The sequence below is a fragment of the Maribellus sp. YY47 genome (genome assembly GCF_023111095.1).
Classification (GTDB): domain Bacteria; phylum Bacteroidota; class Bacteroidia; order Bacteroidales; family Prolixibacteraceae; genus Draconibacterium.
In genome coordinates this window covers 299,634-315,234 of the sequence record NZ_JALGYW010000001.1, presented here as the reverse complement: position 1 = coordinate 315,234, position 15,601 = coordinate 299,634, and the positions used below count along the sequence as shown (strand labels likewise).

General features: G+C 44.5%; 15 protein-coding genes. 10 read left to right on the top strand and 5 right to left on the bottom strand.

Annotated features, from left to right (window positions below; translation table 11 throughout):
• The first annotated feature begins 4 nt into the window (after window positions 1–4).
• From ppk1 to MR764_RS01360, 6 genes are all read left to right on the top strand, one after another.
• On the top strand, window positions 5–2,080 hold the full coding sequence (ppk1, locus tag MR764_RS01385) for a polyphosphate kinase 1 (protein ID WP_247977590.1): 2,076 nt from the start codon (window positions 5–7) through the stop codon (window positions 2,078–2,080).
• Window positions 2,081–2,093: 13 nt separating this feature from the next.
• Window positions 2,094–2,432 (top strand): arsenate reductase (glutaredoxin), encoded by a 339-nt coding sequence (gene arsC, locus MR764_RS01380; protein ID WP_247977589.1) that lies wholly within the window; start codon window positions 2,094–2,096, stop codon window positions 2,430–2,432.
• Between the two features lie 115 nt (window positions 2,433–2,547).
• Window positions 2,548–3,228 carry a queuosine precursor transporter gene (locus MR764_RS01375; RefSeq protein ID WP_247977588.1) on the top strand — a complete coding sequence of 227 codons (681 nt, stop codon included), beginning with the start codon at window positions 2,548–2,550 and terminating at the stop codon, window positions 3,226–3,228.
• Window position 3,229: 1 nt separating this feature from the next.
• Complete coding sequence (gene queC, locus MR764_RS01370; RefSeq protein ID WP_247977587.1) at window positions 3,230–3,889, top strand: 7-cyano-7-deazaguanine synthase QueC; 660 nt, start codon at window positions 3,230–3,232, stop codon at window positions 3,887–3,889.
• Window positions 3,886–4,356 (top strand): preQ(1) synthase, encoded by a 471-nt coding sequence (gene queF, locus MR764_RS01365; protein WP_247977586.1) that lies wholly within the window; start codon window positions 3,886–3,888, stop codon window positions 4,354–4,356. Before queC ends, queF begins: the two co-directional genes overlap by 4 nt.
• Before the next feature lie 81 nt (window positions 4,357–4,437).
• On the top strand, window positions 4,438–5,088 hold the full coding sequence (locus tag MR764_RS01360) for an NAD(P)-binding domain-containing protein (protein ID WP_348773065.1): 651 nt from the start codon (window positions 4,438–4,440) through the stop codon (window positions 5,086–5,088).
• 19 nt (window positions 5,089–5,107) lie between these two features.
• Here the strand turns inward: MR764_RS01360 and MR764_RS01355 are convergent, their stop codons facing one another.
• From MR764_RS01355 to sucC, 3 genes are all read right to left on the bottom strand, one after another.
• Window positions 5,108–5,938 carry an ATP cone domain-containing protein gene (locus MR764_RS01355; protein WP_247977584.1) on the bottom strand — a complete coding sequence of 277 codons (831 nt, stop codon included), beginning with the start codon at window positions 5,936–5,938 and terminating at the stop codon, window positions 5,108–5,110.
• A gap of 414 nt (window positions 5,939–6,352) precedes the next feature.
• A complete protein-coding gene (gene sucD / locus MR764_RS01350) occupies window positions 6,353–7,225 on the bottom strand; it encodes a succinate--CoA ligase subunit alpha (RefSeq protein WP_247977583.1) in 873 nt (290 codons plus the stop codon).
• A gap of 26 nt (window positions 7,226–7,251) precedes the next feature.
• On the bottom strand, window positions 7,252–8,385 hold the full coding sequence (gene sucC, locus MR764_RS01345) for an ADP-forming succinate--CoA ligase subunit beta (protein WP_247977582.1): 1,134 nt from the start codon (window positions 8,383–8,385) through the stop codon (window positions 7,252–7,254).
• 298 nt (window positions 8,386–8,683) lie between these two features.
• On the opposite strand from sucC, the gene MR764_RS01340 reads away from it, so the two are divergent.
• The 4 genes from MR764_RS01340 (at window position 8,684) to MR764_RS01325 (ending at window position 13,077) form a co-directional block, all read left to right on the top strand.
• Entirely contained in the window at window positions 8,684–9,298 is a 615-nt protein-coding gene (locus MR764_RS01340) for an SIS domain-containing protein (RefSeq protein ID WP_247977581.1), read from the top strand.
• A 67-nt stretch (window positions 9,299–9,365) separates the two neighbouring features.
• Window positions 9,366–9,908: an isochorismatase family protein gene (locus MR764_RS01335; RefSeq protein ID WP_247977580.1), complete on the top strand. Its 543-nt coding sequence runs from the start codon at window positions 9,366–9,368 to the stop codon at window positions 9,906–9,908.
• A 110-nt stretch (window positions 9,909–10,018) separates the two neighbouring features.
• Window positions 10,019–12,289, top strand: a complete 2,271-nt coding sequence (locus MR764_RS01330; RefSeq protein ID WP_247977579.1) for an alpha-L-rhamnosidase C-terminal domain-containing protein — start codon at window positions 10,019–10,021, stop codon at window positions 12,287–12,289.
• A 26-nt stretch (window positions 12,290–12,315) separates the two neighbouring features.
• A complete protein-coding gene (locus tag MR764_RS01325; protein ID WP_247977578.1) occupies window positions 12,316–13,077 on the top strand; it encodes an MBL fold metallo-hydrolase in 762 nt (253 codons plus the stop codon).
• Window positions 13,078–13,138: 61 nt separating this feature from the next.
• On the opposite strand, the gene MR764_RS01320 is transcribed toward MR764_RS01325, so the two are convergent.
• Entirely contained in the window at window positions 13,139–14,458 is a 1,320-nt protein-coding gene (locus tag MR764_RS01320) for an aspartate kinase (protein ID WP_247977577.1), read from the bottom strand.
• 248 nt (window positions 14,459–14,706) lie between these two features.
• Entirely contained in the window at window positions 14,707–15,597 is an 891-nt protein-coding gene (locus MR764_RS01315; RefSeq protein ID WP_247977576.1) for an alpha/beta hydrolase, read from the bottom strand.
• Window positions 15,598–15,601 lie beyond the last annotated feature (4 nt).

Genomic DNA, 15,601 nt, shown 5'->3' with positions numbered 1-15,601 from the left:
ACACATGTATTCAAACGAAAAATTCACAAACAGGGAGATTAGTTGGCTATCGTTTAACGAACGGGTACTTCAGGAAGCGGAAGACCCGGAAACTCCGTTGTTTGAACGAATTCGTTTTATCGGGATTTTTTCCAATAACCTCGACGAGTTTTTCAGGGTACGTGTGGCTACCGTCCGTCGCATGGTCGATTTGGGCGAAGATGAAGAAAACCTGCTCGGAGAAATGACTCCGACCGAGCTGCACAATAAAATTCAAGAAATAGTAAAGGCGCAGCAACAGAAGGTCGATGTCATTATGACCGACATTATCCGTGAGCTGGAAGAAAACAGCATTTTCCTGATCAATGAAAATCAACTAAGTGAAAGTCAGGGTGTTTTTGTCAAAAAATACTTTTACGACAAGGTACTGCCCAACCTGGTGCCCATCATGCTGGGAAAAAACAAGTTCCCCTACCTTCGCGACCGATCGGTGTACCTGGCCATAAAACTTTACCAAAAAGACGATCCGCAGGACAATGCTTATTCGCTGATCCGGATTCCGGGAAGATCGGTACCTCGTTTTCTTGTTTTACCTGAAGAAGACGGAAAACAATTTGTGATGATGCTCGACGACATCATCCGTTTCTGCATGGCCGACATTTTTTTCTATTTCGATTACGATTCATACGACGCTTTCACGATTAAAATTACGCGTGATGCCGAGCTCGACCTCGACGACGATATTTCGAAAAGTTTTATCGAGAAAATGAGTCAGAGTCTGAAAAACAGAAAAAAAGGGAAACCCGTGCGCCTTATTTACGACCGTAAAATGCCTGACGACCTGCTTCAGTTTTTGTTGAAAAAGATGAAGCTGGCCAAAGGCAGCGATGCCGTTCCGGGCGGTCGTTATCACAACCAGAAGGATTTTATGAATTTTCCCGAGATCGGGAAGAAATCGCATTACTATACCAACCTCCCGCCTTCACGCCACAAAGACTTGCCGCCGTTTACCAGTGTGCTCAAAGTATTGCGGCAAAAGGATGTTATGCTGCATTTTCCCTACCAGACATTCAATCATGTAATTGACTTTCTGCGTGAAGCAGCCATCGATCCGCAGGTAAAAGAAATCGGGCTGACCATTTACCGTGTTGCCAGCGATTCGAAAGTGGTAAATGCCTTATTAAACGCGGTTAGAAATGGGAAAAAGGTAACAGTCGTAGTCGAACTACAGGCGCGCTTCGACGAAGAGGCGAACATTTACTGGTCGAATAAATTACAGGAAGAAGGAGCCAATGTGATTAATGGTGTGCCCGGAATGAAGGTGCACAGCAAACTGGCCTGGGTAGCCCGCAAGGAGGAGGATGGGATACGAAACTACGCCTACATCGGGACGGGAAATTTCCACGAAGGAACCGCCCGCGTTTATACCGACAAGGGTTTGCTGACTGCCGATCCGCAACTGGCGGATGAAGTGGAAATGGTATTCCGTTTTTTTAAACAAAACTACCTGCACTTCAACTATGAACACCTGGTGGTAAGCCCGTTTTCGATGCGAAAACATTTTGTAAAAAACATCGACCGCGAAATAAAACTTGCCCAACAAGGAAAACCTGCCTGGATGATTCTGAAGATGAACAGTCTGATTGATCCGGGAATGATGCGGAAGTTATACGAAGCAGCACAAGCAGGAGTAAAAATACAACTCATTGTACGCGGAATTTTCGGGATGCAAATCGGGCTTAACGGCTACAGCGAAAACATTTCTGCTATCAGCATCGTCGACAAATACCTCGAACATTCGCGTCTGTTTCTTTTTGGTGCCGGCGGCGAAGAAAAAATGTACATCTCTTCTGCCGACTGGATGCCACGCAACCTGAACCGAAGGATTGAGGTGGCCTGCCCCATCTACGACGAATCCATAAAGGAAGAATTAAAGGAACAGCTGTACATTCAGTTACGTGACAATTCCAAAGCCAGGATTCTTGATCCTCTGCTCTCAAACGATTATGCCGACGGAAACTCCGACAGAAAATACCGGGCCCAGGAAGATTTCTACAACTACATTAATTCAGTTCAAAACCCGGTAACCGAAGAAAAATAAAAATTATACACGAATGAAAATCTATCATAATCCACGCTGCTCAAAAAGCCGTAACGGGCTGAAATTTTTGGAAGACAAAGGTTGCCAATTTGAAATCGTCAAATACCTCGAAGAAGGGATCAGCGAAAAAGAGCTGACCGAAATTATTGCACTCACCGGAAAGAAACCTTTTGACTTGGTGCGCACACACGAACAGGATTATAAAGACCTGTACAAAGGAAAAGTTCTGAGTGACGAAGAGTGGATTAAAATCTTGGCAAAAAATCCGAAACTGTTGCACCGCCCCATTGTGGTGAACGGCGATAAAGCCGTACTGGGAAATCCGCCGGAGAACATTGACGAAATCCTGTAAGTAAACATAAAACACTGACTCCCCGACAGATACTACGCTTGCAACTTACAGAATCTTTGTATATTTGCAGTCGTATTAACCACGTGTGCTTGATAACCACGTTAAAAACAAGTAAATGAGAACAACAGTTTCAGTAACTTTCATGCTGGCGGGTATTGTTTTTGCAGCCTGCCTTATCCTTTCCAACATTCTTGCAACAAAAATTATGATGATCGGCCCGTGGTCGGCTCCTGCCGGAGTTTTGATCTTTCCGCTGGCCTATATCATTAACGACGTAATTGCCGAAGTGTGGGGCTACCAAAAAGCCCGCCTGATTATCTGGGCCGGTTTTGGCGTAAACATTCTCGCGGCTTTGTTTATCACCCTGGCCATCGCAGCGCCTGCCGCTCCGTTCTGGCAAAATCAGGAAGCTTTTGCAACCACTTTGGGCAGCACTTCGCGTATTGTCGCTGCCAGTTTAATGGCTTATTTGCTCGGGTCTTTTCTGAATGCTTATGTAATGAGCCGTTTCAAAGTAATGACCCGAGGCAAAAATTTTTCATTACGTGCTATTGTATCGACGCTGGCCGGCGAAGGTGCCGATTCACTCATCTTTATTACCGTTGCCTTTGCCGGAGTATTTCCTGTAAATGTTATGCTGACAATGATTCTGACACAGGCCCTGATCAAAACTGTTTATGAGATTTTGGTGCTTCCGCTTACCATTGTTATCGTAAACAAAGTAAAAAAACTGGAAGGCATCGACACCTACGATTACAATATTTCGTACAATCCGTTCCGTTTAAAGCAGGTTTAAAATGATAGCAGAAAAAGCCCTTGTTGTTTTTTCAGGCGGACAGGACTCTACCACTTGTCTGTTCTGGGCAAAGCAAAATTTTTCGGAAGTGCAGGCCATTGCTTTTGATTACGGGCAGAGGCACAAAATTGAACTGGAAGCCGCGAAAAGTATTGCAGAAAAAGCAGGCATCCAACTAAGTATTTTCCGGATGGACCTGTTGGGGCAACTCACGCAAAATGCGCTCACCTCGCAGGAAATGGAAGTGGAAGAAACAAAACCGGAGAATCGGCCACCCAATACGCTGGTGGAAGGAAGAAACATGTTATTTCTGACCTATGCCGCCATTTTTTCCAAAGCCCGCGATATTCATCACTTGGTTACCGGCGTGGGACAAGCCGATTTCAGTGGTTACCCCGATTGCCGGAACGACTTTATACTTTCGCTGAATTCAACCCTCAATTTATCGATGGATTACGAATATACGATCCATACTCCATTGATGTGGAAAGACAAAGCGGCCATCTGGCAACTGGCGAATGAACTCGGAGTACTGGAAATTGTACAAAACGAAACCGTAACCTGTTACAACGGCGTAAAAGGGAGAGGCTGCGGACATTGCCCGGCCTGTATGCTGCGTAACCGCGGACTGGAAAACTATCTAAATTCAAGAAAAGCATGAGCGATTTAAAACACCTCGGAAACGAAACGAACTATCTTTTTGATTACACACCCGGTGTACTGGAAACTTTTGACAACAAACATCCGGAGAATGATTACTGGGTTAAATTCAATGCACCCGAATTTACAAGCCTTTGTCCGATAACCGGGCAGCCCGACTTTGCAACGATTTACATTAGTTATATTCCGGGAGAAAAAATGGTCGAAAGCAAAAGCCTGAAGCTTTACCTGTTTAGCTTTCGCAACCACGGCGCGTTTCACGAAGATTGTATCAACATCATCATGAAAGATCTGATCAAATTGATGGAACCAAAATACATCGAGGTTTGGGGGAAATTTCTGCCACGCGGCGGACTGAGCATCGATCCGTTCAGCAATTATGGCAAACCCGGAACCCGTTACGAAGAACTGGCCTGGTATCGTATGCAGAATCACGATCTGAATCCGGAGAAAATCGACAACCGCTAATATTCTGAATGTCAAAATAAATTCCTGTTTCCTCAAAACAAAATCACCCTCTTGTTTCTTTTAATTAAAATAGTAACAAAGGTGATCATGAAAACAATCGGAATAATTGGATCGGGAAATGTGGGGAAAGCGCTTGCCCATGGATTTTCAGCAAAAGGTTATACAACTATCATTGCCTCGCGCAGTGCAGAAACCCGTAAAAAACTGGATGACGAATTTAACGGGAAAGTTTCAGTCGACACCCCGGAACGAGCAGTAAAGGAAGCCGGAATAATAGTTTTTGCTGTTAAAGGAACAGAGGCAAAAGCCGCTTTAAATAGCCTTGGCATCGAAAATCTTTCCGGCAAAACCATAATCGACACCACCAATCCAATTGCAGATACTCCACCCGAGAACGGAGTGTTGCTCTACACCTCTTCTGTTAATAAAAGTTTGATGGAAGATCTTCAGAATTTGGCGCCCAATGCCAATTTTGTCAAGGCCTTCAGTTGCGTTGGCAGTCTTCATATGGTTGATCCGAAATTCAGCAGCACCCCTACTATGTTTATCTGCGGCAACAACCAGCATGCAAAAACAGAAGTGACGGAAATTCTTGATAAATTCGGGTGGGAAACTGAAGATATGGGAATGGCAGAAGCTGCGCGTGCGATAGAACCTCTCGCTATTCTGTGGTGTATTCCCGGATTTCTGACAAATAGCTGGAACCACGCCTTCAAATTACTTAAAAAGTAATTTTTATTACCGTTCCAGCTTAATCAGCTACCAGGTTTTGGGCTTCGCGAACAACCCGGTTGATCTGTTTTTCCGGCAATCCCATTTCCCTGAGCAAATCGGGTTGTTTTGTTAGCTCACTGCACAGAACAATGCCTTTTCCAAGCAGTTGCTGTTTCTGGGCTTTGCTTAGCGAAATCAGTGAAGTAAGCGGATGTAGCCCCGACCTGTCGATGTAATGTTTCAACCCTTCTCCTTCCGGGAAATCCCAGGATACCATGAAGAGCCCGGCACACGTCCCGTAGCTCACAGCATCCTCACTAAAGCGTGTATTGGTAACCACGCCACCGTGATATTGAAGATCGGTACCGTATTGTTTCTCCCAGCTTGCTTTTACATCAATAAAACGTGAATGAATGTACAAAGGCACCTGCACACCGCTTTTGGTGAGGTTATCGCTGTGAAACTTACATTCGATCATCAGCATTTCTCCGTCTTTTCGGGCCACCACATCCACTTCGTGCTGCACACATTTTCCCTTAACCATCACGCCAGTCTCCACCTGGTACCCCAGGGTTTCGAGCACCCGGCCCACAAATTTCTCAAAAGGGAAACCGGTTGGTCCCAGCTCCATAATCGCATTTTTCAAGCGGTAGCGTCCGGCCATTTTATACGATTCCTTTTTCAGAAGACTAAAGGCCATCTGATAGATCTTCCGGGTCGGAATCCCGTCGTATAACTCTTCCCGGACTTGTCGCAAAATACTTTCCTGCTCCTGTTTTCCTGCTCCCGATGTCTGAAGTGCCTGTTTTAGTTTCCCGGCATCAAACAACACCTTATCTCCGTTTCCCTTTGTAACATGTAAATTCATGGATTCTTGATTTTGCCCCTAATTTAAAGGATATTTTGTACCGAGGACAGATAAAATAAAAGATTCACAATACCCCGGAATCAACAGCAGAAATGAAAGTACTATTGTTCCGAACTTAGCTTGTCTTTTTTAATAGACTCAAAAGGAATTTTCACGCAAAGTGCGCCAAGATTTACGCAAAAGAACGCAAAACGAAAACGAATAGTAGCACTCTTCGGCCTTTGCACTTCTTTTACATCCTTTGCGTGAAACTATTCTACTAATATTTGGATCCTCCAGACGACTGATCTGGATGAGTCTGAATTTTATAATCGTATTTTGTTGTTGATTTTTGAGCGACTTACAGAAAAACAAAAACCGGCTGCCTTTCGACAACCGGTTCATTATTTTTACTCTTCCCTAAATCGGGAGGCTCTACAGTCCTAATTTCTCTTTGATCAAACCCGGAATTTCCGAAGGTTCTTTGGCTACCGGAACACCAGCCGCATTGAACGCCTTGATTTTTTCTTCGGCTGTTCCTGCTCCACTTGAAATGATGGCACCGGCATGACCCATTCTTTTTCCGGGAGGTGCCGATTGTCCGGCGATAAAAGCCACCACCGGTTTAGTCATCTTTTCCTTGATAAATTTCGCAGCCTGTTCTTCAGCGTCACCACCAATTTCACCGATCACCACCACCGCATCCGTTTTCGGATCGTTTTCATACATTTCCAGCAAATCAATAAAATACAAACCGGAAACCGAGTCGCCACCGATTCCCACGCAGGTTGTCTGTCCCAGATCGTTTTCGGTCAGCATATTTACCACTTCGTAGGTCAGCGTACCCGAACGCGAAATCAAACCAACGTTACCGGGCTTAAAGATCATTCCCGGAAGGATTCCGATCAGACATTCACCCGGAGTGATTAACCCGGGACAGTTGGCACCGACTAACTTTGTACCGTTTTTCTCCAATACCGGCATTACCCTGATCATGTCCTGCACAGGTACGTGCTCAGTAATACAAACCACCAGGTCGATTCCGGCATAGCTGGCTTCCAGAATCGCATCTCCGGCAAAAGGCGCAGGAACAAAAATTACGGAAGCGTTGGCACCTGTAGCTTTTACTGCATCTTCAACCGTATTAAAAACAGGGGTTCCTTCCACTTGCTGCCCGGCTTTCCCCGGCGAAATTCCACCAACAATATTGGTACCGTAGGCTTTCATTTTACTGGTATGGAAAGCACCGTCACGCCCGGTAATTCCCTGTACAATTACTTTGGTATCTTTATTTATAAGAATGCTCATTTCTCTAACTTTTTACTTTCAACGTTTCACTTTTTACTTAGCTCAATGGCTTTCTGAGCTGCTTCACTCATGGTTTTCACCACCGGCAGTCCGGTTTTTTCAATAATCTCGAGCCCTTCTTTGGCATTGGTTCCCGAAAGACGAATCACAATCGGAATATCAGTCTTTATCTGATCAAGTGCAGCCACCAAACCGCGAGCCACGTCATCGCAACGGGTAATTCCTCCAAAAATATTGATCATCACCGATTTTACATTCTTGTCGCCCAGCAGGATGTTCATGGCATCGACCACCTTCTGAGGATTCGAAGAACCGCCAATATCAAGGAAGTTGGCCGGTTCGCCACCGTACAATTTAATCATATCCATGGTTGCCATTGCCAGTCCGGCGCCGTTTACCATACAGCCAATGTTTCCATCCAGCTTAATGTATGAAAGCCCTTTGGCGTTGGCTTCCAGTTCTTTCTTCTCGTTTTCGTCGGCTTCGCGCATGGCAATAATTTCCTTTTGACGGAACAAAGCATTGTCATCAAAATTCATTTTACCGTCGATGGCCAAAACCTGTTTATCCGGAGTTAGCACCAACGGATTGATCTCCGCCAGAGAAGCATCCGTCTCGATATAAAGTTTATAGAGTTTTACCAGAATTTCGGCTGCCTGACGCACTTGTTTTGGATCGTTAAACAATTGCAAGGCAACTTTGCGTGCCTGCCAGTCCATCAAACCCATGGTTGGATCGATCGGCATTTTTATAATCTTTTCGGGATTGGTTTTTGCCACTTCCTCAATTTCAACTCCACCTTCAGAACTTGCCATCAAGGTAACCGCCTTTGCATTTCGGTCGTTGATTAAACCAACATAAAATTCTTTTTCGATATCAACGGCATCGGCAACCAGCACTTTCTCAACCGTTATACCTTTGATATCCATTCCCAGGATCAGCTTGGCCTTTTCGATGGCTTCCGATTTGGTAGTTGCCAGTTTTACACCACCGGCCTTACCTCGTCCACCCACCAAAACCTGGGCTTTAACCACTCTCAGTTTATCTTTGTCTGAGATTTTCTTTTTAACCTCGTCTACCGAATGGCACAACTCTCCATCCGGCACAGGAATCCCGTACTTCCTGAATAAATCTCGGGCTTGATATTCATGAATTTTCATGCGCTTAAATTGTTTTTCGCCGGGTTACGAAATCAAATCCCAGAAACCTGTCTGATACGGCTTTAATTCAAAGGTTTTGATCGTCGTTAATTTCCGGCTTGTTACGGTTGAAAATGTTATCGTTAAATTTATCAATTATTTAACCCTGAAAGACCTAAATTGTTTTCTTTTTTTTATGACCTATAACACATTTCGAGTGTAACTTTTATCACATGTTTTAAAAATATACCGGTAGAGGAGCGACATACTGGGTGACTTCCGAATTTTCGTTAGTTTTGTTCCCTCAATTTCTTTTCTTATGAAGGATATAATTAAACAGGTTATAGAAGACGAAGCGCAAGCGGTTCGCAATATTCCGGTAACCGACGGAATGATAAAAGCCATTGAACTCATTTATGAACGGGTTCATCAGAAAAAGGGAAAACTGGTCACCAGCGGAATGGGGAAAGCCGGGCAGATTGCCCTGAACATTTCTACCACATTCAGCTCCACCGGAACTCCATCTGTGTTTTTACACCCCAGCGAGTCGCAACACGGCGATTTGGGGATATTACAGGAAAACGATGTGTTGCTGGTGATCTCCAACTCGGGCAAAACCCGTGAAATTGTTGAGCTGATTGATCTGGCTGAAAATCTCCACGAAGGCTTGCCGCTGATCGTGATTTCGAGTAATCCGGAGGGCGCGCTGGCCCAAAATGCCGACGCATTTATTTACACCGGCAACCCGAAGGAAGTTTGCCCGCTGGGTTTGTCGCCTACAACTTCCACTACCGTAATGACCGTAATTGGTGATGCGCTGGTAGTTTCGATGATGAAAAAAATAGGATTCACCAACGAGGAGTACGCCAAACGGCACCATGGAGGTTACCTGGGCGATAAATCGAGGAAGCAGGCGCAAACCGAAAGAAAGTAAGCACCTTACATTTAAAAGGAGGAATTCAGAAAGACATTTTCAAAGGAATTCCACAAAATGAAAACCAATGAGAATTACCAAAGAAGATACCATCGGATTGATTATCGACATTCAGGAGCGCTTGCTCCCGGCTATGCATGATAAAGATACCTTACTCAAGAATTGTAAAATCCTCGTCGAGGGACTCAAGCAACTCAGCATACCTCTGATGGTTTCGCAACAATACACCAAAGGCCTGGGCGAAACATTAACCGAAATTAGCTCGCTGGTGCCTGAATTTGAATATTTCGAGAAAAAGGATTTTAGCTGCTTCGACGTTCCTGAGATTCGGGAAAAACTCATCTCTCTCAACGCTAAAAAAATAATTATCTGTGGAATAGAATCGCATGTTTGTGTGTTGCAAACAGCAGTCGACCTGAAAGAGGCCGGACTAAATCCGATCGTAGTAATGGATTGTGTTTCGTCGCGTAGCCCCGAAAATCTGGAACTCGCAAAAGAACGTTTCCGCCACGAAGGAATAATGATGACTTCGTACGAATCGATTCTTTTTGAATTAACCCGGGCAGCAGGATCCGACGAATTCAAAGCAATATCAAAATTGGTAAAGTAACTCAATCAAAAAACATAGGGTAAAAGCAGGACTTGTCCTGCTTTTTTTGTGTTGTAATTCAAGGCTTTTCGTATTTTTAGCCAACTGAACCAATTTGAACTTCATACAACATGAACAAAACAATCCTTTCTACACTGCTCTTTTTGATTTCCGTGTCAACTTTTGCACAAAACCTTCCCGCCCCCACAGGCTTACTGGTTGAACTGCTTCGCGAACCCGATAAAGCGGTAATTACCGACCCGTCTCCCGAATTTGGATGGATCTTTCCGCAGGAAGGAATACAACAAACGGCCTGTCAAATTCTGGTGGCTTCTGCGCCTGACCTTCTGACAGAAGAAAAAGCTGATTTATGGAACAGCAATAAGATCAATACTTCCGCTTCGATCAATGTACCGTACAAGGGCAAAAGTTTGCTTCCGCATTCAACCTACTGGTGGAAAGTAAAGGTGTGGGACAAGAAAGGAAACGTGAGTGCTTACAGCGTTGCTCAGCAATTTAATACCGGCAACTTCGATCGGAGCACCGATGAATGGGCCGGCAAAAGCAACTGGGTGGAACTAAGCCCCAACAACTGGGTTGCCGAAGACCGACAAATGGCAACATTCAGTCCAAAAGAACCGGTTTTGTTCAAAAAAGTAAAAGAAGGAAGTTGGTTTGCCGACTTTGGGAAAGCTGCCTTTGCTACGCTTGACTTTACCGTTTCTGCTGAAAAAGGAGGCGACAGCATCACCGTTTTCCTGGGCGAACGCAAAAACAACGATCTGTCAGTAAATAAAAATCCCGGCATTTCAAATATTGGTTTTTTCAAAACAGAAATTCAATTAAAAAAAGGAACGCATACCTACCAGGTTGAAATTCCGCGCCATGATGCCCGCTATCCGCACAGCCAGAAAATGGCACCTTTTTATCCCGAAGTTCTTCCCTTCCGCTATGTTGAAATCGTAAGCAAGGATAAACCAGATGTAAAAAGCATGATCCAGCAGGCGCTTTATTACCTGTTCGACGACTCTCAATCGGCATTTAACTGTCCCAACGAAAATCTCGGCAAAGTCTGGAACTTGTGCAAATACACACTGAAAGCCACACCATTTTTGGGTGTATACTGCGACGGCAACCGCGAACGCATGCCTTACGAAGCCGACGCTTACATTCAGCAACTGGGGCATTATTCGGTTGACCGCGAATTTTCAGCAGCCCGATACACCATTGCATTTTTGGTTTCGCATGCCAGCTGGCCCACCGAGTGGCAAATGCACACGGTGATGATGGCCCGCGAGCATTACATGTACACCGGCGATACCGAATTTCTGGCCATGATTTACGATGACCTGAAAAAGAAAACACTGATCGACCTGGAACGGGAAGATGGCCTCATCAGCACAACAACAGGAAAAGTTACGCCTGATTTTCTGAAAAGCATCCATTTTGAGGGAAGAGGGTTCAGAGATATTGTCGACTGGCCCGCAGGAACTCCGGCAGGACAAAACCGAGCCTCAAATGCAGGAGCAAATCCGGAAGGAGAACGAGATGGTTATGTTTTTACCGATTATAACACGGTGGTAAATGCCTTTCATTTTTATGCGCTAAAATGCATGTCTGAAATTGCAGCTGCCCTTGGGAAAACGGAAGATAAGACACTGTTTAAAATGCGTTCAGAAAAAGTAAAGGAAAGTGTTTTGAAATTCATGTTCGATGCTGAAAAAGGATATTTTAAGGATGGCATCGACACCGATCATGCAAGTTTGCATGCCAATATGTTACCGCTGGCTTTTAACATGGTGCCTGAAGAAAACATCAAATCGGTTGCCGACCACATAAAAACCCGGGGAATGGCCTGCAGCGTTTACGGAGCCCAATACCTGCTGGAAGCCTTATACAATGCAGGAGAAGCTGAATATGCGTTGAAACTGATGACATCGGAAGACAAACGGAGCTGGATGAACATGCTCAAGGTTGGCTCCACCATGACCACCGAAGCCTGGGACGAAATTTATAAACCCAACCTTACATGGAACCATGCCTGGGGCGCGGCTCCGGCCAATATTATTCCCCGCCGTTTAATGGGTATTCAACCGCTAGATCCCGGCTTTAAAACCTTTACGGTAAACCCGCAGCCTACCGGGCTTGAGAATATCGAGCTGACTATTCCAAGCATTCGTGGTTCGATCATCTGCAAGCTGAATAGTAACGCGGAAGAATGGAAAATGGAACTTTCTGTCCCCGGGAACAGCGAAGCCTTGGTACTTTTACCATCAGAGCTTCCGAATGTAAAGGTTAACGGGGAAAAAGCAGAAGTCAATTCAACAATCGAATACCTGGGCATGTCCAGATATTTATATAAACTGCCTGGCGGAACGTATTATATTTCAGCAAAAAAATAGATCTTTGCAGCCGAAAAGAACTGAATATGCTTGAGATTTGTGCCATTGCTTCCGGAAGTAACGGGAACTGTTATTACATTGGGAACCGCGCCGATGCTGTTTTGATTGACGCAGGAATTTCCACCAAACAGATTTTGTTGCGAATGAAGGAACGCGGGTTGAATCCTGCAAAAATTAAGGCGCTTTTTATTACACATGAACACAGTGACCACATGCGGGGAGCCCGTGTTTTTGGGAAAAAGCTTCAGGTTCCGGTATATATGACCGCCAAAACCTACAACAGTTCGTATAAAAATCTGCGCCCCGATTATCCCAAATTTTTCTCGCCTGAAGAAACGATTGAAGTCGGTGATTTTTCGATTCATCCGGTATTAAAAAACCACGATGCAGCCGAACCCTGTTCTTTCAGGATTGAATACCGAAACCGGAACATTGGCGTTTTCACCGATATAGGAGAAGCCTGCAACAATGTAAAAACGCACCTTCAACTGTGCGACAGCTTGTTTCTGGAATCAAATTACGACGAAAAAATGCTGTGGGAAGGAAATTATCCGTGGCACCTGAAAAAAAGGGTAGCGTCGGAAGTCGGACACCTTTCGAATACGCAAGCGTATGATTTGCTTCACCAGCATGCCGGCGATAAATTGCAATGCGTATTTTTGAGTCATATTTCAAAAGAAAACAACACTCCTGAAATTGCGCTCACCACCATGCAGCCCCTCACCGAACGTTTTACGGTTAAACTGGCATCGCGATACGAAGCTTCCGAAGTTTTTCAGCTTCAATGATATCAAAAAAATCCCGAATCGATTTTACAACCAATCCGGGACTATATCGTTTTTTAAAATTCTAATTGTGGTTCAACAGATGGTCGCTTAATGCCTGCAAAGTTTTTACTTTTTGCGAAGTAGGCACCAGTACCGAAATGTTGTAACGGCTTCCGCCATACGAAATCATTCGGATCGGAATTCCGTCAAGCGCATGAAAAACCTTGGATGCAAAACCTTTTTCCTCTTGGATAATATCACCAACAATACAAACAATTGACATATCCTCGTCGATTTCCACCGAACCAAATTTATTTAGTTCTTCGCGAATGGCATCGAGATTTTGAACCTGATCGATTGAAAGCGAAACCGCCACCTCAGAAGTGGAGATCATATCGATAGGCGTACGGTATTTTTCAAAAATCTCGAAAACGCTTTTCAGAAAACCATAAGCCATCAGCATTCGTCCTGAACGAATTTTAATCGCTGTAATTCCGTCTTTTGCAGCCACTGCTTTTATTCCTTTCCCGTCTGATTCTGCAGTTATCAATGTGCCTTCGTCCGAAGGGTTCATTGTATTTTTCAAACGCACCGGAATGTTCTGAACCCGCGCCGGCAAAACGGTTTGCGGATGCAGAATCTTTGCTCCAAAATATGCTAACTCGGCTGCCTCGTTAAACGACAATTGCTCAATTTTCCGGGTATTCTCGACGTAACGCGGATCGTTGTTATGAAAACCGTCAATATCGGTCCAAATCTGAATTTCGTCTGCATCAATGGCTGCGCCGATTAAAGAAGCCGTATAATCACTACCTCCCCGTTGCAGATTATTCACATTACCGTCGGCATCCAGACAGATAAATCCCTGGGTGATATAATAGTCAGCCTCGCCCACTTTTTCAATTACAGGTTTGATGTGTTCGCGAATGTAAACCATGTCAGCTGCCTTGTCTTCGTCTATTTTCATAAATTCCAGGGCCGGCAATAGTTTGGTATTGTAACCGTTTTCATTCATCAAAACAGTAACCAGCTGTGTTGAAATAATTTCTCCCTGAGCCAAAATAGTATTTTCGCCCACCTCTGTAAAATCACCAACTGTAAACGATTTAATGGTATCAAAACTGGATTTAATAATCTCGAGCCCGACGTTTTTGTTTTCTTCCGATTCAAACAATTCGTCGATCACCTGTTTATATTTGGCTTCCAGTTTCCCAATGGCAATGTTCGCATTGTCTTTGTTCTTTTTATGCAGGAAATTTGAGATTTCAACCAATGAATTGGTCGTTCCCGACATCGCCGAAAGTACCACTATTTTTTTCTCGCCATCCGTCACCTGGTTCATTACTGCCCGCATATTTTCGGGCGATCCAACAGATGTTCCTCCAAATTTTAAAACCTTCATACCTATAAATTTTCGATCTATTTTTTCTTAACGATTAAACTGATTTTTTGTTAACGTCCAACCTGTTTTTCAATGCATTATCAGAAGAGAAGCATATTTCCGGATAATAATCGTCCGACTTTTACCGCCTTGACTCTAACCGATTTACACTGAATATTTTGGAGCGCAAATATGAATATTTTTAAGCGATAAAAAAAGTGTTTTATCTTACTTGCCTGTTACTTAAAAATACCCAAAGCAGAACCCGTTTATTTTCGAAGTTTCTCCAGAAAAAACTCTACCATTCCAACACCTGATTCATCTTCAATTCCAAGGGCAGGAGCATAAACCACGGCTTTCACACCCAGTTGATCAGCTCTGTCTTTTAGTGCCTTGGCGTGCAGAGGATGATGATTCAATGCATCTTCCGTCGTGGGAATACCGGCTTCCGCTTTGTTAAACACAAAAAACGGAGGCGCGTTTTTATCCATCTTACCCTTAAAATCCAGTTCCTGACGAATCGCGGTTTGTCCATACAGATCCAACCCTTCCGCCGATTTGAAACCAAATGCCCGGGCAATCACCAACTGATCATGCGGGCTGTTCATTTCCGGCAATCCAAGTATTCCAGGCCATTGCAGAATATCATACGTTGCCTGTGTGGCAAAAGCGCCGGCACATACCAAACGGGTCGACTCGCGCAGCACAGGATCAGCATTTTGCGGATCGGCCATCTCCGCCGAAAAGGCCAGCCACAGACTGGTTCCGGCACCGGCAGATCCTCCGGAACAGGCAATCCGCTTTTTATCCACATTGTACTTTTCGGCATGATAGCGAATGTATTGCAAACAACGTTTTGAATCAGACATACATCCCAGAATCCCATACGGGGGCTCGTTCAAATAGCGATAATTAATGGTGGCTACCGAAACTCCAGCCTCCAGAAGTCTGGGCCAGTCAACTGAATCGTAATATTTCGACTTATCACCCCCGACAAATCCTCCTCCGTGAATAAATATAACCAGCGGAGTCGGTTCATCCGAATCGGCCAGCCAGATATCAAAAGTATTTTTCTCGTGATTGCCGTAACGTTCGTTACAAAAAGTAGCGCGTACCCCCGCTGCATTAACGGGATCTATCACTTGCTGCTGTTCCATCATAGAT

Excerpts from the sequence above, each read along its gene's own strand:
- ppk1 (WP_247977590.1), top strand. The coding sequence starts at position 5 with ATGTATTCAAACGAAAAATTCACAAACAGGGAGATTAGTTGGCTATCG.
- arsC (WP_247977589.1), top strand. The coding sequence starts at position 2,094 with ATGAAAATCTATCATAATCCACGCTGCTCAAAAAGCCGTAACGGGCTG.
- MR764_RS01375 (WP_247977588.1), top strand. The coding sequence starts at position 2,548 with ATGAGAACAACAGTTTCAGTAACTTTCATGCTGGCGGGTATTGTTTTT.
- queC (WP_247977587.1), top strand. The coding sequence starts at position 3,230 with ATGATAGCAGAAAAAGCCCTTGTTGTTTTTTCAGGCGGACAGGACTCT.
- queF (WP_247977586.1), top strand. The coding sequence starts at position 3,886 with ATGAGCGATTTAAAACACCTCGGAAACGAAACGAACTATCTTTTTGAT.
- MR764_RS01355 (WP_247977584.1), bottom strand. The coding sequence starts at position 5,938 with ATGAATTTACATGTTACAAAGGGAAACGGAGATAAGGTGTTGTTTGAT.
- sucD (WP_247977583.1), bottom strand. The coding sequence starts at position 7,225 with ATGAGCATTCTTATAAATAAAGATACCAAAGTAATTGTACAGGGAATT.
- sucC (WP_247977582.1), bottom strand. The coding sequence starts at position 8,385 with ATGAAAATTCATGAATATCAAGCCCGAGATTTATTCAGGAAGTACGGG.
- MR764_RS01340 (WP_247977581.1), top strand. The coding sequence starts at position 8,684 with ATGAAGGATATAATTAAACAGGTTATAGAAGACGAAGCGCAAGCGGTT.
- MR764_RS01335 (WP_247977580.1), top strand. The coding sequence starts at position 9,366 with ATGAGAATTACCAAAGAAGATACCATCGGATTGATTATCGACATTCAG.
- MR764_RS01330 (WP_247977579.1), top strand. The coding sequence starts at position 10,019 with ATGAACAAAACAATCCTTTCTACACTGCTCTTTTTGATTTCCGTGTCA.
- MR764_RS01325 (WP_247977578.1), top strand. The coding sequence starts at position 12,316 with ATGCTTGAGATTTGTGCCATTGCTTCCGGAAGTAACGGGAACTGTTAT.
- MR764_RS01320 (WP_247977577.1), bottom strand. The coding sequence starts at position 14,458 with ATGAAGGTTTTAAAATTTGGAGGAACATCTGTTGGATCGCCCGAAAAT.
- MR764_RS01315 (WP_247977576.1), bottom strand. The coding sequence starts at position 15,597 with ATGATGGAACAGCAGCAAGTGATAGATCCCGTTAATGCAGCGGGGGTA.